At 59.6% G+C, this 23,722-nt stretch carries 24 protein-coding genes; 13 read left to right on the plus strand and 11 right to left on the minus strand.

Annotated features, from left to right (window positions below):
• Positions 1-112: 112 nt before the first annotated feature.
• Positions 113-433: a 2Fe-2S iron-sulfur cluster-binding protein gene (locus QE453_RS15590; protein WP_006697584.1), complete on the plus strand. Its 321-nt coding sequence runs from the start codon at positions 113-115 to the stop codon at positions 431-433.
• A 302-nt stretch (positions 434-735) separates the two neighbouring features.
• Here QE453_RS15590 and QE453_RS15595 read toward each other — a convergent pair whose 3' ends face one another.
• Positions 736-1,362 carry a DUF922 domain-containing Zn-dependent protease gene (locus QE453_RS15595; RefSeq protein ID WP_004441483.1) on the minus strand — a complete coding sequence of 209 codons (627 nt, stop codon included), beginning with the start codon at positions 1,360-1,362 and terminating at the stop codon, positions 736-738.
• A 178-nt stretch (positions 1,363-1,540) separates the two neighbouring features.
• On the opposite strand from QE453_RS15595, the gene folP reads away from it, so the two are divergent.
• From folP to folK, 3 genes are all read left to right on the plus strand, one after another.
• Entirely contained in the window at positions 1,541-2,326 is a 786-nt protein-coding gene (gene folP / locus QE453_RS15600) for a dihydropteroate synthase (protein WP_309778176.1), read from the plus strand.
• 78 nt (positions 2,327-2,404) lie between these two features.
• On the plus strand, positions 2,405-2,770 hold the full coding sequence (gene folB, locus QE453_RS15605; RefSeq protein WP_003502532.1) for a dihydroneopterin aldolase: 366 nt from the start codon (positions 2,405-2,407) through the stop codon (positions 2,768-2,770).
• A 4-nt stretch (positions 2,771-2,774) separates the two neighbouring features.
• The gene (gene folK, locus QE453_RS15610) at positions 2,775-3,290 is read left to right on the plus strand and encodes a 2-amino-4-hydroxy-6-hydroxymethyldihydropteridine diphosphokinase (protein WP_309777394.1); all 516 of its coding nucleotides are present in this window, start codon (positions 2,775-2,777) and stop codon (positions 3,288-3,290) included.
• Between the two features lie 13 nt (positions 3,291-3,303).
• Here folK and QE453_RS15615 read toward each other — a convergent pair whose 3' ends face one another.
• The 4 genes from QE453_RS15615 to QE453_RS15630 all read right to left on the minus strand — a co-directional run bounded on the left by QE453_RS15615 (position 3,304) and on the right by QE453_RS15630 (position 7,151).
• Positions 3,304-3,864 (minus strand): hypothetical protein, encoded by a 561-nt coding sequence (locus QE453_RS15615; protein WP_004441493.1) that lies wholly within the window; start codon positions 3,862-3,864, stop codon positions 3,304-3,306.
• A 129-nt stretch (positions 3,865-3,993) separates the two neighbouring features.
• The gene (locus QE453_RS15620) at positions 3,994-5,073 is read right to left on the minus strand and encodes a YcjF family protein (RefSeq protein WP_309777396.1); all 1,080 of its coding nucleotides are present in this window, start codon (positions 5,071-5,073) and stop codon (positions 3,994-3,996) included.
• Entirely contained in the window at positions 5,070-6,548 is a 1,479-nt protein-coding gene (locus tag QE453_RS15625; protein WP_072494328.1) for a YcjX family protein, read from the minus strand. The genes QE453_RS15620 and QE453_RS15625 overlap by 4 nt, the downstream gene beginning before the upstream one ends.
• 126 nt (positions 6,549-6,674) lie before the next feature.
• Complete coding sequence (locus QE453_RS15630; protein WP_244405477.1) at positions 6,675-7,151, minus strand: histidine phosphatase family protein; 477 nt, start codon at positions 7,149-7,151, stop codon at positions 6,675-6,677.
• Between the two features lie 302 nt (positions 7,152-7,453).
• On the opposite strand from QE453_RS15630, the gene dksA reads away from it, so the two are divergent.
• Complete coding sequence (gene dksA / locus QE453_RS15635; RefSeq protein WP_004441503.1) at positions 7,454-7,873, plus strand: RNA polymerase-binding protein DksA; 420 nt, start codon at positions 7,454-7,456, stop codon at positions 7,871-7,873.
• 103 nt (positions 7,874-7,976) lie between these two features.
• Here the strand turns inward: dksA and QE453_RS15640 are convergent, their stop codons facing one another.
• Positions 7,977-9,224: a flagellar biosynthetic protein FliO gene (locus QE453_RS15640; RefSeq protein WP_244405013.1), complete on the minus strand. Its 1,248-nt coding sequence runs from the start codon at positions 9,222-9,224 to the stop codon at positions 7,977-7,979.
• Positions 9,225-9,883: 659 nt separating this feature from the next.
• On the opposite strand from QE453_RS15640, the gene cckA reads away from it, so the two are divergent.
• From cckA to QE453_RS15670, 6 genes are all read left to right on the plus strand, one after another.
• The gene (gene cckA / locus QE453_RS15645; RefSeq protein WP_004441511.1) at positions 9,884-12,472 is read left to right on the plus strand and encodes a cell cycle histidine kinase CckA; all 2,589 of its coding nucleotides are present in this window, start codon (positions 9,884-9,886) and stop codon (positions 12,470-12,472) included.
• 284 nt (positions 12,473-12,756) lie between these two features.
• Positions 12,757-13,113 (plus strand): ATP-dependent Clp protease adapter ClpS, encoded by a 357-nt coding sequence (clpS, locus tag QE453_RS15650; protein ID WP_003502541.1) that lies wholly within the window; start codon positions 12,757-12,759, stop codon positions 13,111-13,113.
• Between the two features lie 10 nt (positions 13,114-13,123).
• Positions 13,124-15,631 (plus strand): ATP-dependent Clp protease ATP-binding subunit ClpA, encoded by a 2,508-nt coding sequence (clpA, locus tag QE453_RS15655; protein WP_004441518.1) that lies wholly within the window; start codon positions 13,124-13,126, stop codon positions 15,629-15,631.
• Between the two features lie 165 nt (positions 15,632-15,796).
• Positions 15,797-16,555, plus strand: coding sequence for an AzlC family ABC transporter permease (locus QE453_RS15660; RefSeq protein ID WP_309777398.1), 759 nt, complete (start codon positions 15,797-15,799; stop codon positions 16,553-16,555).
• Positions 16,552-16,896, plus strand: a complete 345-nt coding sequence (locus QE453_RS15665) for an AzlD domain-containing protein (RefSeq protein WP_167497135.1) — start codon at positions 16,552-16,554, stop codon at positions 16,894-16,896. The genes QE453_RS15660 and QE453_RS15665 overlap by 4 nt, the downstream gene beginning before the upstream one ends.
• Positions 16,897-16,951: 55 nt before the next feature.
• Positions 16,952-17,902 (plus strand): phosphatase PAP2 family protein, encoded by a 951-nt coding sequence (locus QE453_RS15670; protein ID WP_022556082.1) that lies wholly within the window; start codon positions 16,952-16,954, stop codon positions 17,900-17,902.
• On the opposite strand, the gene QE453_RS15675 is transcribed toward QE453_RS15670, so the two are convergent.
• Positions 17,886-18,761, minus strand: a complete 876-nt coding sequence (locus QE453_RS15675; RefSeq protein WP_244405011.1) for a LysR family transcriptional regulator — start codon at positions 18,759-18,761, stop codon at positions 17,886-17,888. The two genes, QE453_RS15670 and QE453_RS15675, sit on opposite strands and share 17 nt — an antisense overlap.
• Positions 18,762-18,870: 109 nt before the next feature.
• Here QE453_RS15675 and QE453_RS15680 point away from each other — a divergent pair, with 109 nt between their 5' ends.
• Positions 18,871-19,722, plus strand: coding sequence for a DUF1989 domain-containing protein (locus tag QE453_RS15680; RefSeq protein WP_244405010.1), 852 nt, complete (start codon positions 18,871-18,873; stop codon positions 19,720-19,722).
• A gap of 185 nt (positions 19,723-19,907) precedes the next feature.
• Here the strand turns inward: QE453_RS15680 and QE453_RS15685 are convergent, their stop codons facing one another.
• From QE453_RS15685 to QE453_RS15700, 4 genes are read right to left on the minus strand one after another with little or no spacing between them, the layout of a single operon-like run.
• Positions 19,908-20,339: an HIT family protein gene (locus QE453_RS15685; protein WP_309777401.1), complete on the minus strand. Its 432-nt coding sequence runs from the start codon at positions 20,337-20,339 to the stop codon at positions 19,908-19,910.
• 22 nt (positions 20,340-20,361) lie between these two features.
• The gene (locus tag QE453_RS15690; protein WP_309777403.1) at positions 20,362-21,555 is read right to left on the minus strand and encodes a GNAT family N-acetyltransferase; all 1,194 of its coding nucleotides are present in this window, start codon (positions 21,553-21,555) and stop codon (positions 20,362-20,364) included.
• Positions 21,552-22,292, minus strand: a complete 741-nt coding sequence (locus QE453_RS15695; RefSeq protein WP_309777404.1) for a glycerophosphodiester phosphodiesterase — start codon at positions 22,290-22,292, stop codon at positions 21,552-21,554. Before QE453_RS15695 ends, QE453_RS15690 begins: the two co-directional genes overlap by 4 nt.
• Entirely contained in the window at positions 22,289-22,759 is a 471-nt protein-coding gene (locus QE453_RS15700; protein ID WP_004441543.1) for a RidA family protein, read from the minus strand. Before QE453_RS15700 ends, QE453_RS15695 begins: the two co-directional genes overlap by 4 nt.
• Positions 22,760-22,875: 116 nt before the next feature.
• Here QE453_RS15700 and QE453_RS15705 point away from each other — a divergent pair, with 116 nt between their 5' ends.
• Positions 22,876-23,718 (plus strand): cell envelope integrity EipB family protein, encoded by an 843-nt coding sequence (locus tag QE453_RS15705; protein ID WP_004441545.1) that lies wholly within the window; start codon positions 22,876-22,878, stop codon positions 23,716-23,718.
• The last annotated feature ends 4 nt before the right edge of the window (positions 23,719-23,722 follow it).

Genomic DNA, 23,722 nt, shown 5'->3' on the forward strand with positions numbered 1-23,722 from the left:
GCGGTTTCGCAAGGCCGGTTGAGGCCCTGGGCGCCCTCCAAGCGGGTTGCCAAGGCGAACCGGCCTTTCTATGTGTTTAGAACAGTTCTTAGATCACATTCTGGATTTCGGCATGACAAAACTGACAATCGTTGCCTTTGACGGCACGCCCCATGAACTCGACGTGAGCAACGGTTCCACCGTGATGGAGAATGCCGTGCGCAACTCCATCCCCGGCATCGACGCGGAATGTGGCGGTGCCTGCGCCTGCGCTACCTGTCATGTCTATGTCGACGACGCCTGGTCGGAGCGCGTTGGCGGGCCGGAGCCGATGGAAGAAGACATGCTGGATTTCGCTTTCGATGTGCGGCCGACTTCGCGTCTTTCCTGTCAGATCAAGATGAGCGACGACCTTGACGGTCTCGTCGTTCACGTTCCTGAGCGCCAGGGCTGAGACGAAACGGCTTTGCGGCAGAAAAAGCCCCGCTCACCAAGGTAGCGGGGAGCGGGGCGAGGCGGGTACGCAGCATGCAGGCGAGGGAGGAAACACCTGCGAGCCCTCAAGTGCGCACCGGGAGAACCGGAGGCGGCTGCGACCATCAAAGCTTTTGAGACAGTATGGTCCGAAACCGTACGTAGAACGTACAATGAGTCTCACCGGACGCACCATCACCAGAAGTCACGGGTGAGATCGGACATCACGTTACGTCATGTCGGCCAATCATTCAGCTTTGTCGGAAGAAAGGCGCGGATCTCTCAGCGGCGGCTCTGTCCCTGTTCGAGCCGGTTTTTCAGGAGCCGTGTCATGCGGGCATCGAAATTTCGCGATTCCACCACGTCGAACCGCATCTGGTCCCTGTCGTGCTCGTCCATCACCGTCTGGGTGATCTTGCCAACCATTTCCTGCAGTGTTTCACAGTTTTTCTGGGGGCGAAGCGCGGTCAACTGCCTTTCGAGCGAACGGGCGTGAGTGCGGGCGATTTCGGCGTGCCGTTCCTCGTGGCGCTTGATATCGGCAAGCAGCGTATCCCAGATGAAGGCCAGTTCCGCCGTGGTGCGGCGGCGGTTTTTCCATTGCGGCAGGAGAATCCGGGTATTCAGCACCACTTTGGCGGTTCCGACGCTGCAAAGGCCGTTTTTCTCGACATAGGTGAGTTCGCCACCGAATTTGATTTCGGTCGCGCCCGGATGGCGCGCGCCGGTATTGCGGGTCAGCGGGCCGTGCCTGGAAAGCTGCTGGTCGAGGTCGGCGGCGGTTTTGCCGCTGATCGAAAAATAGGAATAGGTCTTGCGGACGATGGTTTCGGAAAAAGCCGGTCCGGGGATGGAAAGTGCGACTGCGACCGCCAAAGCGGCGCAAAGAGCACGTGATGATTTGGTCATGACCCGGCCTTCCGGTTGAACTTGAAAAACGTTTGCTGCATAGGCGGAGCGGAACTTATAAGAATTGGCATAACACTCCGTTATTCCGAAAGGCACGTGTTACGTGATAACAGCCGGCAGCAACGCGTGGCAAGCGGCCCATGGCCGCTCCCTGAAACTTGATGGGCGTGGCCGTATTATGGCCATCGTCAACGCAACGCCCGATTCCTTTTCGGATGGCGGTCGTTATCTCGCCGTCGATGCGGCTTTTTCCCATGCGCTGACCTGCGTGGAAGAAGGAGCCGACATCATCGATATCGGCGGCGAGTCCACCAGGCCCGGGGCTGCCGCGGTAACGGAAACCGAGGAGCAGGATCGGGTGCTGCCCGTCATCGAGAAATTGCGCCGCGAGACGGATGTATTGATTTCCGTCGATACCTACCGCGCTTCGACGGCTCGGCTCGCCATCGCGGCAGGGGCGCATATCGTCAATGACGTTTTCGGTTTGCAGAAAGACGCCGAAATGGCGGGCGTGGTCGCCGCCACCCGCGCGGGCGTCTGCATCATGCATACCGGCCGCGACCGGCAGAAGCTCGCCGATGTCATCGCCGACCAGTTCGAATTCCTCAATCATTCGCTCGAGATCGCCCAGGACGCGGGTGTTGCCCGCGATGCCGTCGTGCTGGATCCCGGTTTTGGTTTTGCCAAGGACGAACGGGAAAACGTTGAGTTGATGGCCCGTTTCAGCGAGCTTGCCGCCTTTGGCCTGCCGGTTCTTGCCGGCACGTCGCGCAAGCGTTTTATCGGGTCGCTGACGGGCCGGGATGCGGCCGATGAACGCGATATCGGAACGGCTGCGACGACGGCGATCCTGAGGCTTGCCGGCGCTTCGATTTTTCGTGTGCACAATGTCGCCGCGACGCGTGATGCGTTGGCAATCGCCGATGCGGTTCTTGCCAAAGCGTCGGCAAAGGCCGATGCCTAGATCAATGAGTGCCGGAATGTCATGTCCCGAGGAGGGTGCGGCTTTCCGGCGAAACAGTCCTGCCATGGAGGCGATGCGATGAGCCGCTATACCATCATCCTGAAAAACTGTTCCTTCTTTGCCCGTCATGGTCTTCTTGAACAGGAAGAGGTGTTGGGGCAGCGCTTTTTCGTCGACGCCGAGATGGAGGTCGAGGCGGGCGACGCGCTGGAAACCGACGATATTGAGAACACCGTCGATTATGGCGTGGCTTTCGCGGTCATCGAAAAGATCGTCGTCGGCCAGCGCCGGTATCTCATAGAGGCGCTTGCGAACGACATCGCCAAGGCGCTGCGTGCCCGTTATCCGCAAATCGTCTGGCTGCGCATCACGGTGCGCAAGCCCTCGGCGCCGGTTCCCGGTATTCTGGATTATGCACAGGTGAGCGTTGAACACCGAGCCTGAAACGATGACCGTCGCTACCTTGGGTCTCGGCGGCAATATCGGCGATGCGGCCGCCGCCATGGCCAGGGCACTGCGCGAACTCGATGCGCATGGCGATTGCCGCCTGATGGCCGTCTCCAACCTTTACCGCACACCTCCCTGGGGCAAGACGGATCAGGCCGATTTTTTCAATTGCTGCGCTTTGGTCGAGACCGCGCTTTCGGCGCCCGCGCTGCTGGAACTGTGCCTCGATATCGAAAAAGGCATGAAACGGGTGCGGACGGAACGCTGGGGCCCGCGCACCATCGATATCGATGTGCTGACCTTCGGGAACCAGTCTATCGTTACGGAAAGCATTGAAGTGCCGCATCCGCGCATGACGGAGCGCGCATTCGTGCTGATGCCGCTTGCTGATATAGCGCCTGATCTCCAGGTCAGGGGAAAGTCCGTCCGGGAATGGCTTCAGCAGGCGGACAAGAGCGGCATTGTCAGCGCAAACGAAAAGCGGGAGTGGTGGACACTCCCGCCTGGCAATGGCTGAAAAACTGTAGTCTTTACGGCTTGATCGAGCCGACAGCCAGCTGGTCGATATCGCGCGCCAGCGTGACGCCGATGACTGGTATCATCTGATCGGCGACCTTCACCGAGATGGTGATGTTCATCGAATTGTCGTTGGAGACGCGGGCAACCATTGCACCGTTGAGTTTGGCGCGGTTGATGCCGACGACGACCTTGTCGCCGCTGACCTGTCCGGAGGTGATGTCCAGACCCTTGCCGGCCGCGCCATCAAGGAACCTGCCTTCGTAGCTGTTACCCTTCTGGCTGATGACGGCGGACATAGGCTGGCTGAAGACGCCGACGCGGCAGGTGCCGCCGAGCTTTATGCCGGTCTGCTTGTCGTCAAGCGGTTCGCCCGTCAGGTCGCAGGTGAATTTCGTGCCCTTGTATTTGCCGGCGACGATTTCGCCCGGACCCTTCCAGACGCCGGCAACGGAGCGGAAAAACACGTCGTCGCGATCGCGTGATGCGGCATGCACGTCAGACATGCCGAAACCGCCGCTGACGGACAATATGGCGGCAAGTCCGCCCACAAGCGAAAAGAAGCGCGAATACATGATACTTTCCCCGGCGAAGAAGCCTGTTCGATAGGCTGCAATCTACCGGCGGAATGGTTAATGCTTGGTTTATTTCACTCTCATTTGCGGCGTCATCCGTAACCTTTTGAACCGCTCAAAGCCGAGCAATCAGGCTTTCTCGCCGCTTTTTCCACTGCTTAAATCGGGCGTCAGGTCGGACATGAAATCGCCGATTCCCGGCCGTTTCACAGCCCTGAACGGCAGCGGGCGGCAAAGATCCATTGCGGCAATGCCGATTCGCGCCGTCATCAGGCCGTTGATGACGCCTTCGCCGAGACGTGCGGAGAGTTTCGAAGCAAGGCCGTGTCCGAGAACCTGTTGAGCGAGCCCGTCACCGACGGCGATCGAGCCCGTGACGGCGAGATGGGCGACAACATCGCGCAGGAGTTTCAGCATGCCGAGCGTGCCGGGACGGCCGCCGTAAAGCTCTGCCATTGCGCGCACCAGCCGCGTCACTTCGAACAGCACATAAGCGAGATCGACGACGGCGCGTGGGCTGACGGCGGTGACAACCGAGACCCGTTTTGATGAATTGAGAATCAGCGCCCGCGCCTGTCGGTCGAGCGGCACCAGCAGTTCACGTTCGGCAAGCTCGATCAGATGCGGGCCGTCGATGACATCGCTTTCCGTTTCCTTCAGCGCCGCGCGCCCCTTGGCCGTTTCCGCCCGATGGGAAAGGACGGCATTCAGGCGGGTGACGATGGCGCGGGCGGGTTTCGAGCTCTTGTGAAGGCTTGCCGTCTCGGCATCCGCCTTGAGAGATTGTACGGCATTCAGCCGCATGATGCCGAAGACTTCGCGGCCGACGAGGGCGAGAACCGCAAAAAGCGCCACGATGAGGGCGATCGTTGCCGTGTAGCCCAGCCAGTCGGAGCGGGAAAACAGATTGCGGATGAGCTGATCCGCCCAGAGCCCGAAGGCAAGCGAGAACAGCACACCCAAGGCACCAAGCGCCAGCTTGCCGAAGGAGAAGCGGCTTTTCTTCGGTATCGCCACGGGCAGAGCGGCAGCGTCGATGTCCTCAGGTGCCAGAAACGGATCGTCTTCATCTGGCGTCAAAGATATCTCCGCATCGAAACTGCGCGGCGCTCGCTTCTGCGTGGCGGACGGTCGTGCCGTCTCTTCCGTTTCGAGCGTGAAAGCGGCGGGGCGGCGCGTCTGCGGATCGTTTTGTGTGGGAGCTTTCATGCGAGCTTGTCTCCGAACAGGAACTGCATGGCGCGGTCGAGCCTGATATGTGGAACGGAAAGCCGAATGCCGCCGCTGCCCGGCTCGTCAATGTTGGGCGGTCGAAAACGCACGACATTGACATCAGGTAGTGTCGCCTTGTCGCCATCCCGGTCTATGCTGCGGAACAATGGCTCCGGATCGTCAGGCAGGTCGCCCGGAAAGATCGCTGTCTTGCGATTGCCGTCAAATGTCTCGCCATTGATGGTTTCGCCGGCCATCGGCGTGCCCACGATGACGGGCAGTTCGTGGCCATCCTGTCGAACGCTTGCCTCTCTCGTGGCGCGAACCGAAGCCAGCGCCATGACTTCGATACCGGCGCCATTCATGCCGATGGTGGTGATGGCGCGGTCGACCAGACGCCGGGTCAGGCGCTCCAGCCGGTCATGGCTTTCGTGATGGAGATGATCGGCCTTCGTGGCCGCAATCAGCACCTTGTCGATGCGACGGCCGATCAGCGACGACAGCAGGCTGTTGGTGCCGGGGCGGAAACAGGCGAGAACATCGCCCAGCGCCCGCTCCAGATCCTGAACGGCTTCCGGACCGCGATTGACGGCCTGCAGCGTGTCGATCAGGACGATCTGCCGGTCGAGGCGGGCGAAATGCTCGCGGAAGAAGGGTTTGACGACAATCGACTTGTAGGCGTCGTAGCGCCGCTCCATCATGGCGCGCAGGGAGCCTTTCGGCGCTTTTTCGTCCGTCAGGCCGGGAAGCGGCGCAAAGGTCAGCGCGGGCGACCCTTCCAGATCGCCGGGCATCAGGAAGCGGCCGGGCGGCAGGGTGGACAGCGATCTCTCGTCGGACTTGCAGGCCTTGAGATAGGCCGCGAAGCTTTCAGCCAAGCGTCGGGCCGTCATTTCGTCGGCGGGCGCGTTGATATCGAGCGAAGAGGCGATGGCCAGCCATTCCTGTGCCAGCTCGGCGCGGACCCCGCTTCCGGCCAGCGAGACTGTGGTATCGCTGAATTGCCTGTAATCCTGCGACAGAAGCGGCAGGTCGAGCAGCCATTCGCCGGGGTAATCGACGATATCGATGGAGAGCTTGCCGGCCGAGAACCAGCGGCCCCAGCCGCTGGCGCTCTGGTAATCCAGCGTGATCCTGAGTTCCGAGATCGCCCGCGTCGAATCCGGCCAAAGCCGGTCGCGCACCAGTGCCTGGATGTGATCTTCATATTGAAAGCGGGGAATGGCGTCGTCCGGCTGCGGCTCCAGCCGCACGTTAGAGACGCGTCCGGAGCGCATGGCCTCAAACAGCGGCAGCCGCCCGCCGTTGAGAAGATTGTGGACCAGCGAAGAGATGAAAACCGTCTTGCCCGCCCGCGAAAGGCCGGTGACACCAAGCCGCAATGTGGGGTGAGTGAGGTTACTCGCGCGGTCGGCCAGATTATCGAACGCAATGAGCGCACTGTCTGTCAGGGACGTAAGAGAAGGCGGCAATGGCAATTTCCCGGCTGCGTTAAACGGTCACGGCTGCAATATAGGAAGATACGGTTGCCCAAAAAAGAAGCGCGCCATCGGATTTTCAGCGCGCCTTCTTTCGACAATTCATGCACGCCGAAGCGATTATTTGCCCGGTGCGAGGAAATCGACCAGCCGCCAGCGGTCTCTGCCGTTGGCAGCACCGCCGTCGCGATCCAGAACCGCGAGGCCCGATGTCGGAAAACCCGAGGGCAGGGCGGCATGCAGCAGGTCCTCGCCTATCATCGCTTCCAGCGTTGCCTCCATGGTGGGGTTATGGCCCACCAGCATCACTGACTGCGCCTCCGTCTGAGCGGCGACAAGGGAGAGATAGGTTTCGCTGCGCGCATTATACATCTCATCGACATAGAAGATGTCTATGCCTTCATTGAAGGCCCGTTGCCAGGCCTCCGTTGTCTGCCGGCAACGCACGGCCGTGGAAGACAGGAGAACTTCGGGCCGGTAGCGGCGGTCGGCGGCGAGGTCGGCAATGACCTCCGCCTCGGCAAAGCCGGCCTCGTTCAATCCCCGGTCGAAATCCCGTTCTCCCGGCGCCGCCCAGGCGGCCTTGGCGTGGCGCAGAAGATAAACTCGGCTCGGGGAAGATGCTGTCAAGGGCGGGGACCGGCGTTCGAATGTCAGGGCACGGGCGGAATGCTACAGGATTGGGTTGCAGGACCGCAAGTCCTCTTTCCTGTTGGTAAGTCGCATTGAAGTGATTGAAGAAGAGATCGCTTCAATACGAATAAAGAATAAAAATTAGTCATTTAGATGATTTTTGTGTCAGTTTTAAAAATGCCCGAAAACTGATCTGTAGACTTGAACCGGCCACTATCATTGGAGTATACACCGCCGCATTGAGATGTTCTTCGAGGAGAATCGCGTTGAGTGAGAAGATCGATCTTAGCAAATATGTGCTCTCGGAAGACGATGAGTTCATGAATGCCAGCCAGCGCGCCTACTTTCGCGCGAAGCTCATAGCCTGGAAAAACGATATCCTGAGAGAAGCGCGCGAGACGCTCGGACATCTCGCCGAAGAAAGCGCCAACCACCCCGATCTTGCGGATCGGGCCTCTTCCGAAACAGACCGGGCGATCGAGCTTCGCGCCCGCGACCGTCAGCGCAAGCTGATATCGAAGATCGATGCAGCCCTTCAGCGGATCGAAGACGGCACTTACGGTTATTGCGAGGAAACAGGCGAGCCCATCGGCCTCAAGCGTCTGGACGCGCGCCCGATTGCGACCCTCTCCATCGAAGCGCAGGAGCGCCACGAGCGTCGCGAAAAAGTCTACCGCGACGAATAAGGCTAAGCCGCGTCAGACCGGTGACACTATAAAAGAACAAGGGCACGGAAACGCTTCCGTGCCCTTTTTTATGCAATGACCTCGGCCGGGTAAATTCGTCCCTTCAGCGGTCGCGGGTCACCGAAAGCTCACCGAAGATGCGTGCCATCTCCTTCTGGACGTCACCATCCGGCGATGCGCCGGTGACTGGTGGCGTGGCCGGCTGCGGTTTTGCCTGCTTTTCCGCTACGGGGAGAGCGTCCGGGTCACTATCGCCTTCCTTGCTTTTGGCGATCTCAGCTTCGAGGAAGCTCTCGAAATCGCTGGCCAGCTCGTCTGAGAATTTCGGCTCGGTATCATTGGCGGCGACAGCCGGATTCTCAGGCTTGGGTGGGAACGGGACAGACGGTGCGCTCGCCGCCGGGCTCATACCGGGAAGAACCCGCTCCCGCGCAGCGTCGAGAAAATCGGCTGCGATGGATTGATTGATCACCGGCTCGCGCGCAGCGAAAACGGGCGGCGCAACGTCCGCAGGCCCGTCCTCTGCCGTCTTTGCCTCTATAGGTCCCTGGGCCGGGATCGGCGGCGCAACCGGTGCGGGGGCGGGTGCCGAGGGTTCGGCCCGCTTAAACTCCGGCCGCTCCGGGGTGATGGGGAGTGACGCGGCGGCGACGGGCAGAACGGTCGCGCCCGTGGCGGCTACGGTCACCGGTATTGGCGGCGGGGCAGGACGGGCCGCCTCCCGCTCGGAAGGTGCAGGTCTTGCCGGCGCGGCGGATTCACGCGCCGTCGGAGGCGGGGACGCAGGCGGTGGTGGCGTTGCCGGGCGCGGCGACGGTGATGCTGCCGCTGCTGTCGGCGCGGGACGTTGGGCTTGAGCGGGCGGTTCCGGCCGTTGCGGCTGCTTCACCGGCTCCTCCGCTATCGAAGCGGGCGCAGGGGCTTGAGACGGTTGCTGCTGCGGCAGCACGGCGCGGCGTTCCGGTGAGATGGAAGGCTCGGTCCTTTTCGGCTCGCTTTCCTGACGCGGGAGCGCCTTGAGTTCCGGCTCCTGCACGTCCCTGACGATCGGGATCGCGCCTATGCCGCTCTCGATGACGATATCGGTTGGGCCGCCGATCATGACCAGATGCTCGACATTGTCGCGCCGCACCAGCACGAGCCGACGCCGCGCATCGACGGCTGTGGCGTCAAGCACCTGCAAACGTGGCTGCCGGTTGCGGCCGCCGCGGATAAAGGGCGCCGAACCGCTTCGTCTGCGCAGGATCCACAGAGCAATCGCCAGAACGAGGAGGGCCACACCCACGCCGACGACGGCGACGATGAGACGGTTTCCATAGGTGCCGATAAAATCTTCCATCATGGAGATCATCCCTTCAGATTTTTGGCTTTTTAATTTCTTGGGCAATTAATATTGCCGTGGTTCTTATAATGTGAACATCAAGCACGAAAAGACGATTTTTTTAGGCGCAACACAAGGTTTATTCATTTCAGCACGGGCATCGCCTTATCGATGGCAACGGCGCCACCAAAGCGCTACATCTCGTCCTTCAATGCTGGGCGAGAGCGAAAGTTGCAATTCTTCCAATAGAAGGGAGCGCTTGCCATGTTTCGATCCCGTCTCCTCGGACCCGTACTGAGGCGCTGCACTACCGCCCTGTTGATTTCCTGTTCGGCAGCGGCGGATGATAAGGCGCCAGGCAAGGTTTTCACGATGGATGAGTTCGTTCGGGACAACCCATCGTGTGTGGACTTTACCGATGGATGTTCGGTCTGCACCGTCAGTGACGGCAGGATTGAGTGCTCCGCGCCGCGGATCCAATGCCAGGTGAGGGAACTCACCTGCACGCGCCATTAGTCTTTTGAGGCTGATATGCGGTTTTGAAGCCGTTTTCGCTGTGCGTTTTAAGCCTTTGTGTCGCTGCGGAGCTTTTTGAGGGTCGAGCGAGTTGCTACAAGAAATTCTGCTGCCCGATTCCGTCCGGAGTGCGGGACTGTTCGAATGACGACCTGCACGACTGCGAGGCCAAGATGACACGGGTGCGCGAGACAAGCGACAACGACCTTCCGCTGGTGGACAGGCGTGCCCGTTCCGGCACGGTGTTGCGCATTCTGCTGCTGGCGCTGGTGCTGATCGCCGCTGCCGCCGCCTTTGTCTATTTCAAGGATTCTCTCGAAAACGAAATCGTGCTCGGCATTCTTGGTGTGCTGGCCATGATGGGCATTTTCTTTCTGGTGTCGTCGATCATCGGTTTCATTGAGGTGATGCCGCAATCGCAATCGGATGGGCTTGCACGCCGGTTTCTCTCTGCCCACCCCGATGGTACGCTGATAACAGATGCCAAGGGGCATATGGTTTATGCCAACGCCACCTATTGCAGGATGAGCGGCACCACCAAGGCGAGCGATATCCAGAGTCTTGAAACATTGCTGTCGCGCAGCCGGGAAGCGACGGAGGCTCTTTACCGTCTCATCAACATGCTGCGCGAAGGCCGCGACGGCTACGAAGAATTTCGCCTGCTGAAACCGCTGGGCGAGGATTCCAATGCGGGGCCACACTGGTACAGGCTGAAGGGCAGGGTGCTGAAGGATTCGGGCGGCGAGGGGCTGCATGTCTTCCAGATTGCCGATATCACGCCAGAGCGCGAAGATCAGGAGCGCTTTTTCCGCGAATTGCAGAATGCCATCGATTACCTCGACCACGCGCCGGCCGGTTTCTTTTCCGCCGGTCGCAAGGGTGAGATCGTTTATCTGAACGCCACTCTGTCGGAATGGCTCGGCATCGATCTCGCACAGTTTTCGCCAGGCTCGATGACGGTCTCGGACATCGTCGCCGGCGAGGGTATGGCGCTGATCGAATCCGTCCAGCCCCAGGGTTCAGCAAAGCGCACCGAAATCCTCGATCTCGACATGCGCCGGGTGAATGGCCAGAGCATGCCGGCCCGCCTCGTCCACCAGGTCACGGCAAAGGACGGCGCGCCGGGTGAGAGCCGTACCATCGTCCTGATGCGGCCCAAGGGGCAGGAGGATACCGAATCTTCCTCCGCCATGCGCTTCACGCGCTTTTTCAACAATACGCCGATGGCGATTGCCTCGCTTGACGGCGATGGACGCATCCTGCGCATCAATGCGCCTTTCCTCAAGCTGTTCTCCGGCGTTGTCGGGCGCGACGATATTGATCGCGGCGTGGCACTCGAGACAGTCCTTCACGACAATGAAAAGCCGCGCCTTGAACAGGCGCTCGCCGAGGCCAAGGACCGTCAGGGCGATATCGCGCCCTTCGATTCCCGCCATCCGAGCGACGAGACCAGGCATTTCCGTTTCTACGTCAATGCCGTCATCGACCAGGACGACGAGGCGCCGGAGGAGGTGGCAATCGTCTATGCCATAGAGGTGACAGAGCAGAAGGCGCTCGAAACCCAGATGGCGCAGACGCAGAAGATGAACGCGGTGGGCACGCTCGCAGGCGGCATCGCCCACGATTTCAACAACGTGTTGACCGCCATCCTGCTGTCGTCCGACCATCTGCTCTTGCAGGCGCGTCCGGCCGATCCTAGCTTCGCCGATCTGATGGAGATCAAGCGAAACGCCAACCGCGCCGCCGTACTGGTGCGCCAGCTTCTGGCATTCTCGCGCAAGCAGACGATGCGCCCGGCAATCCTCAACCTGACGGATGTGATCGGCGATCTGCGCATGCTGGTGGACAGGCTGATTTCCGGCACCAATGTCAAGCTGGAGGTCGATTATGGCCGGGACCTGTGGCCGGTGAAAACAGACCTGTCGCAGTTCGAGCAGGTGCTCATCAATCTCTGCGTGAATGCACGCGACGCCATGCCCGATGGCGGCAAGATCACCATCAGGACACGCAACGTCGACGCAGAAGAGATCGCCGCGCTCGGCCGTCCCGAATTCCCGGCCGAAGACATGGTGATGGTGGAAGTTGCCGATAACGGCACGGGCATCCCGCCGGAGATCATGGACAAGATTTTCGAACCGTTCTTCACCACCAAGGAAGTGGGCAAGGGCACGGGCCTCGGGCTGTCGATGGTCTACGGCATCGTCAAACAGTCCGGCGGCTATATTTATCCCGAATCGGAAGTGGGCAGGGGAACGGCTTTCCGCATCTACCTTCCGCGCCACGTGGTGGAGGCGGTTCCCGGCACTGGACAGCAGCCAGGCGAGGCGGCGCTTGCGCCGGTCGCCGCGGCCGAGCCGGTGAAGGAGGAGCCGCTGGACCTGACAGGCAAATCCGCCGTCGTGCTGCTGGTGGAAGACGAAGAGGCGGTGCGGCGTGGCGGCAAGCGCATGCTGGAAACGCGCGGCTACACCGTGCACGAGGCAGGCTCCGGCACAGAGGCGCTGGAGGTGATGGAGGAACTGGAAGGCAAAGTGGATATCGTCGTTTCCGACGTCGTGATGCCTGAGATGGACGGCCCGTCGCTGCTGAGAGAGCTGCGCAAGTCCTATCCAGACCTTAAATTCATCTTCGTTTCAGGTTATGCCGAGGATGCCTTCGCGAAAAACCTGCCGGCTGATGCCAAGTTCGGTTTCCTGCCCAAACCCTTCTCATTGAAGCAGCTTGCCATCGCCGTGCGCGAAATGCTCGACGACAAGGAGTGAGACCGGCGCCGTCGAACCGAACTCGGCGGTGCCGTCGCCTGTCGCAGCCGTCCGCATTTGGCGCGAAGGCGCGCCCATGCGGGCGAGGCATGTCTTCTCGGACTTCGGTTACCTGTCATATCCCGCACTTTTCGCGAGGTTTGCCTCTTCGCAAACGCAATAGTGATTGCACCGTCGCGCAAGGGGCTTAAAATCGCTTCTTAACGACCTAAATATGGAGAGGCGAAGTTCTCCCTCCTGGCAATCAGCTGTCGGTTTGAGAACAGTTTGGAGAATGATGAAAGATGATCGCTAAGCCGATCTACATGCAGGGCGAGGGCGAAGGGGAAGACGGGGGCGGTACCAACCGTGGAACGTCTGTTATCACCCGCGTTAAGCCGAAGACGAAAAGACCGAATTTGTACCGTGTTCTTTTACTGAATGACGACTACACTCCCATGGAATTCGTCATTCACATTCTGGAACGGTTTTTCCAGAAAGATCGTGAAGCGGCAACCCGCATCATGCTGCACGTGCACCAGCACGGCGTAGGCGAATGCGGGGTGTTTACATATGAGGTCGCAGAGACGAAAGTAAGCCAGGTCATGGATTTCGCCCGACAGCACCAGCATCCGCTGCAGTGCGTCATGGAAAAGAAATGAGGATCGCAACGTGCCAACTTTTTCCCCGAGTCTCGAGAAGGCGCTGCACCAGGCACTGACCTTTGCAAATGAGCGTCACCACGAATATGCGACGCTCGAACATCTCCTTCTGGCGCTGATCGACGACGCGGATGCCGCAGCCGTCATGGGCGCCTGCAACGTCGATCTCGATGCCCTTCGCAAGACTGTCAGCGATTACGTCGACAATGAACTGACCAACCTCGTCACCGGTTACGACGAGGATTCCAAACCCACATCCGGCTTCCAGCGCGTCATTCAGCGCGCCGTGATCCATGTTCAGTCATCCGGCCGCGAGGAAGTGACCGGCGCAAACGTGCTTGTGGCGATTTTCGCCGAGCGCGAGAGCCATGCTGCCTATTTCCTGCAGGAACAGGAAATGACCCGTTACGATGCGGTCAACTATATCTCTCACGGTATCGGCAAGCGCCCCGGCACGTCCCAGACGCGCACGCCGCGTGGCGCTGACGAACCGGAAAGCGAAAACAAGCCGAACCGCAGCAATCCCGAAGAGGACGGATCGTCCGCCAAGAAGCAGCAGGATGCGTTGAAGGCCTATTGCGTCAACCTCAATGAAAAGGCGAAAAACGGTAAGATCGACCCGTTGATCGGCCGTCACGACGAGGTCAACCGCACCATCCAGATCCTCTGCCGCCGCTCCAAGAACAATCCGCTTTACGTGGGTGATCCGGGCGTCGGCAAGACGGCAATCGCCGAAGGCTTGGCCAAGCGTATCGTCGAAGGCAAGGTGCCGGAGGCGCTCGCCAATGACACGATCTTCTCGCTCGACATGGGCACGCTGCTTGCCGGCACCCGTTATCGCGGTGATTTCGAAGAGCGTCTGAAGCAGGTCGTCAAGGAACTCGAAGAGTACCCGGGCGCGGTCCTGTTCATCGATGAAATCCACACCGTCATCGGTGCGGGCGCGACCTCCGGCGGCGCGATGGATGCGTCTAACCTCTTGAAGCCTGCGCTGTCTTCTGGCGCGATACGCTGCATCGGTTCGACCACCTACAAGGAATATCGCCAGTTCTTCGAGAAAGATCGTGCGCTCGTGCGTCGTTTCCAGAAAATCGATGTCAATGAGCCGTCGATTGATGACGCCATCGCGATCATGAAGGGCCTGAAGCCCTATTTCGAGGATTACCATCACCTCAGATATTCCAATGAGGCGATCAAGGCTGCCGTTGAACTGTCGGCCCGCTATATCTCGGACCGCAAGTTGCCGGACAAGGCGATCGACGTGATTGACGAAACCGGTGCAGCGCAGATGCTGCTGCCCGTTTCCAAGCGTCGCAAGCTGATCACCGAACGGGAAATTGAGGCGACCATCGCAACGATGGCCCGTATTCCCGCGAAGACGGTTTCCAAGGATGACGAGATGGTTCTCGCCAACCTCGAAAAGGAACTGCGCTCCGTCGTTTATGGTCAGGACATCGCCATTGAGGCGCTTGCCACGGCCATCAAGCTGGCCCGTGCCGGTCTGCGCGAACCGAACAAGCCGATTGGCTCCTATGTCTTCTCCGGCCCGACAGGCGTGGGCAAGACGGAAGTGGCCAAGCAGCTTGCCGCCTCGCTCGGCGTCGAGATGCTGCGCTTCGATATGTCGGAGTACATGGAACGTCATACCGTGTCGCGCCTGCTTGGTGCGCCTCCCGGTTATGTCGGCTTCGACCAGGGAGGTCTCCTGACCGATGGCGTCGATCAGCATCCGCATTCCGTGGTGCTGCTGGACGAAATCGAAAAGGCGCATCCTGACATCTACAACATCCTGTTGCAGGTGATGGACCACGGCTCGCTGACCGACCATAACGGCAAGAAAATCGACTTCCGCAACGTCATCCTCATCATGACGACGAATGCGGGCGCTTCCGAAATGGCGAAATCCGCCATCGGTTTCGGTTCTTCGCGCCGCACGGGTGAAGATGAAGAGGCGATCAACCGCCTGTTCACGCCGGAGTTCCGCAACCGTCTGGATGCGATCATTCCGTTCTCGCCGCTGCCGACCGCCGTTATCCACAAGGTCGTGCAGAAGTTCGTCATGCAGCTGGAAACCCAGCTCTCGGAGCGCAACGTCACCTTCGATCTGCATGAAGATGCGATCTCCTGGCTGGCGGAGAAGGGTTACGACGAGAAGATGGGCGCTCGGCCTCTGTCTCGTGTGATTCAGGAGAACATCAAGAAGCCGCTCGCCAATGAAATTCTCTTTGGCAAGCTGAAAAAGGGCGGCGTCGTCAGCGTCACCGTCGGCAAGAAGGATGACGGTGCCGATGGCCTCATACTCGAGGTTCTGCCGGAGACCGCACCCGTCAAACCGCAGCCGGAAGCCGAACTCAAGGCGGCGAAGTCCCCCGGCAAGGCAAAGGCGAAAACATCTTCCAAGGCTGCTAAAGCGAAGGAAGAGGCGGATGTCCTCGTCGCCGAAGCTGACAAGTCCGACGATGCCGAAAAGCCGCGGCGCAAGGCCAACGCCGTACCGAAGGTACCGAAGAAGAAGTGACCGCGGTCTTTGATCGATAAACAGATGCCGGGCGAAAGCCCGGCATTTTTATGCATGAAGCGTGCCGCTCTTTAATGGAATCGGCGGCAAGTCTTCATTTCTCCGTCTGTATGACGTTGCCGCGATGCCACGGCATTTCAGACGACATGCACGAGTGGGTTCGCAATGCAAAATGCCGATAGCGACACCATCCCATTGCGCGGCTGGTTTTTCAGGGGAATGCGGGGCATATTCTCGCTGCCGTCCCTTATTCTCATGACATCCTTCGTCGGTTTCAGCGCTTTTGCACTGGAATCGGGCGTAGCCCGCGGTGAAGCCGTGTTCATGACGCTGTTCATCTGGGCATTGCCCGCCAAGATGATCCTGATCGGCTCCATGGTCGGCGGCGCCAATCTTGCCGCCTGTTTTCTGGCGGTGACATTGTCATCGGTACGTATGATGCCGATGGTGGCCTCCATCGTTCCCGAAATGCGCGGCGCGAAGACGCCGACCTGGATTTTGCTGTTCCTTTCGCATTTCGTTGCGATTACGGCGTGGGTCTTTGCAACACAGAACCTTTCAAAGGTGCCGCGGGAGGCCCGCGCCGCCTGGTTTGCCGGGTTTGGCATCACGCTCACCGTCGTCAATGCCATCATCGTTGGCTTGTGTTACGGTGTCGTCGCCGCGTTTCCGCCGCTGGTTGCTGGTGTCCTGTTCTTCCTGACGCCGGTTTATTTCGTCGCGTCCATCTGGGCTTCGGCGCGCCACTCCGTCGTCAAGGTCGCCTTTGTCATCGGCGTCATCGCCGGTCCGGCCTTTGCGGTCCTCGCACCCGAATTCGACATCCTTTATGCCGGTATCGGTGGAGGCACGGTGGCTTATGCAATCGATCGCCTCATATTCCGCCGCAGGGTGAAACCGGCCTCACCGGAGAGTGAACCATGATGAACGACCATTGGTGGGCACCCTATCTCTTCATCGCAATCGCAGGCTGGCTGGCGACCGATCTCTGGCGCTGGCTCGGTGTTCTCGCCGGTAACCGGTTGAAAGAGGATTCCGAGGCGCTTTATTGGGTGAGGGCGGTTGCCACGTCACTCGTCATGGCGGTCACCGCCAAGCTGATCGTGTTTCCGACCGGAACGCTGGAAACCACGCCCCTATGGCTGCGCATCGGCGCGGCTGCACTCGGCTTTATTGCCTTTCTGGCCGCCGGCCAACGCGTCATCGTCGGCGTCGCGGTGCCGATCGTGCTCCTGGCAGGCGGACTTTTCGCGCTGGGTTTCTAACCTGGTATTAAAACTCCCTGTTTAGACTGCGCGATCAAAACAGGGATCCAGCGCCATGCGATTATTTGCAGCGGAACGTTTCGTCGTTGGCTTTATCGCTTTATTATTTGTCGTTGATGCAGCCTTGATTGCAGCAAGGGGCATCAGCGTGGATTATGCCGGGTACTTCCTGTGTGTATTCGCGGGTGCCGGCGTCTTTCTTCTCGGTCAATTCTATCGCAGAAGCGGGCGCGATGACCGTATCGCCGCCGCCCTCATGTCGGGAGGGCTCTTTATCCTCTTCACGCTCGCGGCCTCCATCTTCAACTATATGTTCCTGCCAATTGCGTTCCCGACGATCGATCATGTGCTCTTCGCTGTGGACGCGGCATTTGGCTATAGTTGGAAGGACATTGTCATCTGGGCGGCAACGCATCCGTGGATCGGGACAATCCTGTTCTTCGTTTATGCGACATCACTTCCCCAGCTTCTATTGATTGTCCTCACTCTGGGCTTTACGGGCAAGAACCGGGTGCTGCATCATTTCCTCGTTACCGGGGTGCTGGGCGCTTTTGCGAGCATTGTTTTCTGGATATTTTTCCCGACATTCGGACCATCTGCCTATATGGAGCTGCCCCAATGGGTCTCCCAGGCAATTCCTCTGGCGGTGGGCAATGAGTATGGGCAGGAACTGAACCGTCTTGCGACGCAGGGAGTTGGCTACCTTTCCCCTAAAAGCGTCCTGGGACTTATCGGTTTTCCGTCGTTCCACATCTTCATGGCGGCAATGTCTGTCTGGTTCGCACCAAGGCACTGGTGGGCGATGCTCGTCATACTGCCGCTTAACCTGTTGATGCTGCCTGCCGTCCTCGTGCAGGGCGGGCACCACCTCTCGGATGTTTTTGGCGGTCTCGTCGCTTTTGCCATCATCTGCGCCGTCTCGGGTCGGTTGCTCCAATGGTTGTCGGCAAAAGAGCGCATGGAAAGGACGGCCGAGGCGGCCGGGCAGGTCATGGTGGCGGAATAGTCCCGGCTTCGCGTGCTTCTGCCAACAGCCAGTTCGCCAGAAGCCTCGCCGGTGTACTCATTTCCGCCGTTTCCACCAGCCAGTAATATTTGTCCTTGTCGGCGGCGCGCTCGAAGAGAACGGTCAGTTCGCCTTTCGCAATCTCGTCACGCAGAAGTGCTGTCGGACAGAGACCGACGCCCTGGCCGGCCTTCAGCGCTGTTACGAGAAGATTGAAATCCGCGAAAATCGGGCCGGTGCTATTCGGCGGGACCGTGCCGGCGGCGGCGAACCAGGCCCGCCAGGCCATTTCGTTATCGTCATGCAGCAATTCCGCCTGCAACAGGCTGGCAACCTCGCTGAACGGACCGAATTGGTCGGCGTAACCGGGAGCGCAGGTGGGGCGTGTCTCGGCGCTGAGAAGCGCCACGGCATTTGGCCCGGCAGACACGCCATGCTCTATGGTGAGATCGGCCGGCACGGCCTGCCTGGCGCCGAGATAGCTGATGGACACTTGAATATCGGGATGCATCGCCCGGAAACGCGGAAGCCGCGGCGTCAGAAAATGCGCAATGACTGAAGGCAGGCTGGCGAGGCGGACCGTGATGCGATCGCGACGGCCGCGTATGCGTTCTGCGCCGGAAGCGATCTGCCTGAGGCTTGAGGAAACCGTGCCCCCGAAATCCTTCCCGGCCGGCGTCAGCGTTACGCCCCTGGCATGCCGTTCGAAGAGTGCAACACCAAGCCATGCCTCGAGATTGCGTATATGCTGGCTGACGGCGGTCGCCGTCATGCCGAGTTCAAGGGCGGCCAGGGCAAAACTGCCTTTCCTGGCGGCCGCCTCGAAGGCGCGGAGAGTGGCGAGCGGAGGCAACATCATGAGAAACAAGGGTAAGTAAAACTTGGTCTGAGCGCAAGAAGAAGCCATCTTGTCAGCCGGGCATTCGTACCGCAATTTCCCTCCGACATTACATTGCTCAGAGGATTTCATGCCCCGAACGCCTGTTGCCGAACCCGATGACGCCGCCGCGCGCCGCGCCATTTCGCCTGTCGTCGTTTACCCGAACGGCACACTTGAGACTCCCGACCTTGCGCTTTTGGAAAATGCACGCGGGAGCATGGAAAAGATCGATGAGGTTATCGTGCCGCCGCGTGACGGCCGAACCTTCAACGTTCCTAAGGGCCATTTTTTCCGCATCGTCAGTATCGAAGGCCCGCAGGTGGGGGATTTGAACCTCTGGAATGCGCATGATCTGAATGAACGGTTTTTCAGCGGCAAGACCCGCGCGCTGCATGCCACCCATGTTTCTGTCGGCAACCGGTTGTGGAGCAACCTGCCATCCCTTCGGCCGATGGCGACCATCACCCATGACACGCTGTCATGGTATGGCTGGGACGAGGACGGCGGCGGTGTGCATGACGTGATCGGCACGCGCTGCGATCCCTACACGAACAGGCTGCTCAGCGGCGGCGATTATCATCATTGTTGCCATTCCAACCTCACGAACGCGCTTGCTTCCGCCAAAGGCCTTTCGCTCCGGCAGGCGGAGCCGCATGTTCATGATGTGTTGAACGTCTTCATGTGCACGGGGTTCACCCGCGACACCCACCAGTATTTCATGAAGGCAAGTCCGGTGCGCCCGGGCGATTATCTTGAGTTCTTTGCGGAAATTGATCTCATCGGCGCGCTGTCCGCCTGCCCGGGAGGCGATTGCAGCGCCACGCATTCCAGCGATACGGCGGCCTGTTATCCGCTGCAGGTAGAGATTTACCGGCCGGATCCGACGATGCTTGAAGGCTGGCCATGGCCGGAGAGAAATGCCTATCGCCCTCCGGCGTGACTGCAAACAATATTGCCACCGTGTGCGTTCCCGAACGGGCCAGAGGATGATGCCGCGTGCAGCCAGGGCGCTTCTGCGCCTTAAAGCTAGCGCGATCGAGAACTTGATCGCGCCAGCCGGAGGGATCGGGTCTGTCACAACGGCGTGCGGAGGCCGCGACAAACGCGCAGATGTCTTGGCGCCCGTCACGAGGCGAGCGCCGCCTTTATCTTCTCTGCGTGAGCCTTCAGCACGTCACCATCGGCCATCACGCCCGAGTGCTGCTTCAGCGGCTCGCCTTCCTTGCGTGGAATGACGTGGAAGTGCAGGTGGAAAACGGTCTGGCCAGCGGCCGGTTCGTTGAACTGGGCGATGAAAACGCCGTCCGCATCGAAGGCTTCCTTTGCCGCGACTGCGAGTTTTTGCACCACCGGAATGGTTTTCGCCAGCACTTCGGGATCGGCGTCGAGCAGGTTGCGGGAGCCGGTCTTGGGAACGACGAGCAGATGGCCCGGGGCCTGCGGCATCACATCCATGAAGGCCAGAGTATGCTCGTCCTCGTAAAGCTTATGGCTCGGAATTTCGCCGCGCAGGATTTTTGCGAAGATATTGTTGTCGTCATAGGCGCTGGCCGTCATTCTGCTCTCTCCGTATGTCGGACTATGCGTCCGGTTCCTGTCTTTCGCCCTTGCGGAAAGGCGTGTGTTCATCAAGGTAATCGCCGATATGCTCGACCTCTTCGCGCTCCCGCTGAAGATAATCGGCAATGGCGCGGCGCAGGCCCGGGTGGACGATGAAATGCGCCGAATGGGTGGTGACGGGCACGTAGCCGCGCGCCAGCTTGTGTTCGCCCTGCGCACCGGCTTCCACCCGTTTCAAACCCTTGGACAGCGCAAAATCGATCGCCTGATGGTAGCAGACCTCGAAATGCAGAAAAGGATGATCCTCGATGCAGCCCCAGTGCCGGCCGTAAAGCGCGTCCGAGCCGATAAAGTTGATCGCACCGGCAATATAGCGCCCCTCGCGTTTCGCCATGACCAGCAGCACGTCATCGGCCATTCGCTCGCCGATCAGCGAATAAAATTCCCGGGTCAGATAGGGCCGGCCCCATTTACGGCTGCCGGTATCCATGTAGAAGGCGAAAAACTGGTCCCATATGTCCTCCGTCAGGTCGGACCCCGTCAGCCAGTCGATCTCGATGCCGGGTTCCAGCGCTGACCGGCGCTCCTTCTTGAGCCCCTTGCGCTTGCGTGATGACAGCGCATCGAGGAAATCGTTGTGATCGCGATAACCGTCATTGATGAAATGGAATTGCTGGTCCGTACGATGCAGGAAATCGCCAGGCAGAAGAGCGGATAGGTCATCCTCTTCCAGAAACGTGACGTGAGCCGAGGAAACGCCGATCTTCTCGGTCACTTGTGCAAGACCGGAGGCAAGGAGCGGCTTGAATCGTCCGACATCTTCGCCGTTGGCAACCAGCAGCCGCGGGCCCGTCGCCGGGGTAAAGGGCACTGAGCATTGCAATTTCGGATAATAATGCCCGCCAGCCCGCTCGAAGGCATCTGCCCAGCCGTGATCGAAGACGTATTCGCCCTTGCTGTGGTTTTTCAGGTAGGCAGGTACGGCGCCAATGAGGGTGCCTGCAGCGTTTTCCAGCAGCAGGTGGTGCCCCAGCCAGCCAGTCTTGGCGGTGGCCGAGCCGGAGTCTTCCATGGAAGACAGGAATTCATGCGATATGAAGGGGTTGTAAGATTTTCCTGATGCATCGCGCGATGTTCCGGAAAGCCGTTTCCAGCTCTCCGGATCGATGTCCGCGAAGGACTGCGCAATGCTGATGGAATAATCTTCTGTCATGCCGTGGTGGACGGGTTCTCTCTCGGGTCGAAACCTTCGAATGTCATCTGGTCCGCATATTTATAGGTCGTCTCGCGCGCATTTTCATCCCTGACCGTCCAGGTAATCACCGGAAGCCCGAGTTTTCTTTGCGCTTCGATGAAGCTGTTGGGCAGGTGACCCCAATGATAGGAGATGAAATCGAGCCCCAGCTGCATGGCGTCGTCATGTCTGAAGAAGTCCTCCGGCCTATCGCCTTCGGCCGTCAGCCCGAGCGGCCAGGGCGAGCCCGCAGCCTTCAGGTCCTTGAGCAGATGGTGGTCGAAGCTCATCAGCGCCACGTGGCCGTTATAGCCCTCGAGGTCTTCCAGCACCGCTTCGGCAAAGCCGTCATCGACGCCTTCGCCCTCGCGGCCCTTCAGCTCAATAACCAGCGGCACCTTGCCGGCCACGAGAGCCAGAAGCTGCTTGAGGCTCGGAACGCGATCCTTGGTTTGGCCGACGGAAAGCATTGCCAGCTCCGCCGAGGTGCGTTCACGCACATCGCCCTTGATGCCGGTCAGCCTTTCCAGATCGTGATCATGGAAAACCACCGGCACACTGTCGGCCGCCAGCTGAACGTCGCATTCGATCGCAAAACCGGCCTCGACGGCGCGGGAAAAGGCGGAGAGCGTGTTTTCCCAGACCGTCTTGTTGAGATCATGATAACCGCGATGGGCGACGGGCTGGGCCGTCAGCCAGGAGAGTTTCAGTGTCATACGTCGATTTCCACGATGGCGTCGATTTCGACCGATGCATTGAAGGGCAGGGCGGCCATGCCGACGGCGGCGCGGGCATGTTTGCCGGCTTCGCCCAGAACATTGGCGATGAGGTTCGATGCACCGTTGATGACGAGATGTTGCTCAACGAACTCGGGAACGGAAGCCACAAAGCCGTTCAGCTTGATGACGCGGCGGACTTTCGACAGATCGCCATTCAAGGCGGCCTTGACCTGTGCGAGGATGTTCACGGCGCAAAGTTCGGCTGCGCGCTGGGCGCCTGCCACGTCGACATCGCGGCCAACGAGGCCCGTCACCGCAATCTTGCCCGATTCCATCGGCAGTTGACCCGATACATAAAGCAGATTGCCGCTGATGGTGAACGGAACGTAGTTTGCGGCTGGTGCTGCCGCAACAGGAAGCGTAAAGCCTAGTTCCTTGAGGCGGCCTTCGATGACGTCCGACATTTTCGTCTCCGGTTTTGTTGTAAATCCTTCAAGAATCCGGCATTCAGAAGATGTTGATCCAAAAGCCGGGCGGTTGCTTGTACAATATGAGCGGCGAGTCCAACAGGAGATATTGCATGTTTGTCAGGACGCTTGGTTTCGTTGCCGCAACAGGGCTTATGACCGGCCTGTCGAACGCCGCCAGCGCCTTGCCCGTCGCGGTTCCCGATCTCATTGCACATCGCGCCGTCTACGACCTCGAACTCAAGGATGCGTCCGATCGCTCCGGCATCGAAGGCATGACTGGTCGCATGGTCTATGAGTTCACCGGCTCCGCCTGCCAGGGTTACAAGACGGATTTCCGTTTCGTAACGCAGATCAACACGGGCGATGCCGTGCGGATGACGGATCAGCAGACGACGACGTTCGAAGACATTGCCGCCAAGAAATTCACCTTCGAGACCAAGTCCTACACCGATGACAAGCTGGACAAGGAAGTGCAGGGGGCGGCAACCGACAGCAGCGATGGCGTGAAGGTCGACCTGACCCGTCCGGATGCCCGCCAGGTCAGTCTGGTCGCAAGTGAATTCCCGACACAACACATGTTTCAGGTCATCGAGCACGCGAAGCAGGGAAAGCGCATTTTCGAATCCCGTATTTTCGATGGGTCGGATGATGGTGATGAAAGCCTGATCACCTCGACGCTGGTCGGCAAGGCGCAGACACCGAAGGACGGGGACGCGGATGCCGGCAAGGCGGGCGATTTCGCCAAGGCCGCCTTCTGGCCGGTGACCATCGCCTATTACAACGACAAGACCGGCACCGACGCTTTGCCGATCTACCGCATGTCGTTCAAGCTTTATGAAAACGGAATCACCCGCGATCTCACCATGGATTACGGCGATTTCGTTCTGACGGGAAAGCTTGCGAAGCTTGATATTCTCAAGCCCGAAACCTGCGAAAACAAGCCCGTGCGCTGAAACG

Origin of the sequence: Agrobacterium sp. SORGH_AS_0440 (assembly GCF_031453135.1) — a bacterium.
In the GTDB taxonomy this organism is placed as follows: Bacteria; Pseudomonadota; Alphaproteobacteria; order Rhizobiales; family Rhizobiaceae; genus Agrobacterium; species Agrobacterium pusense.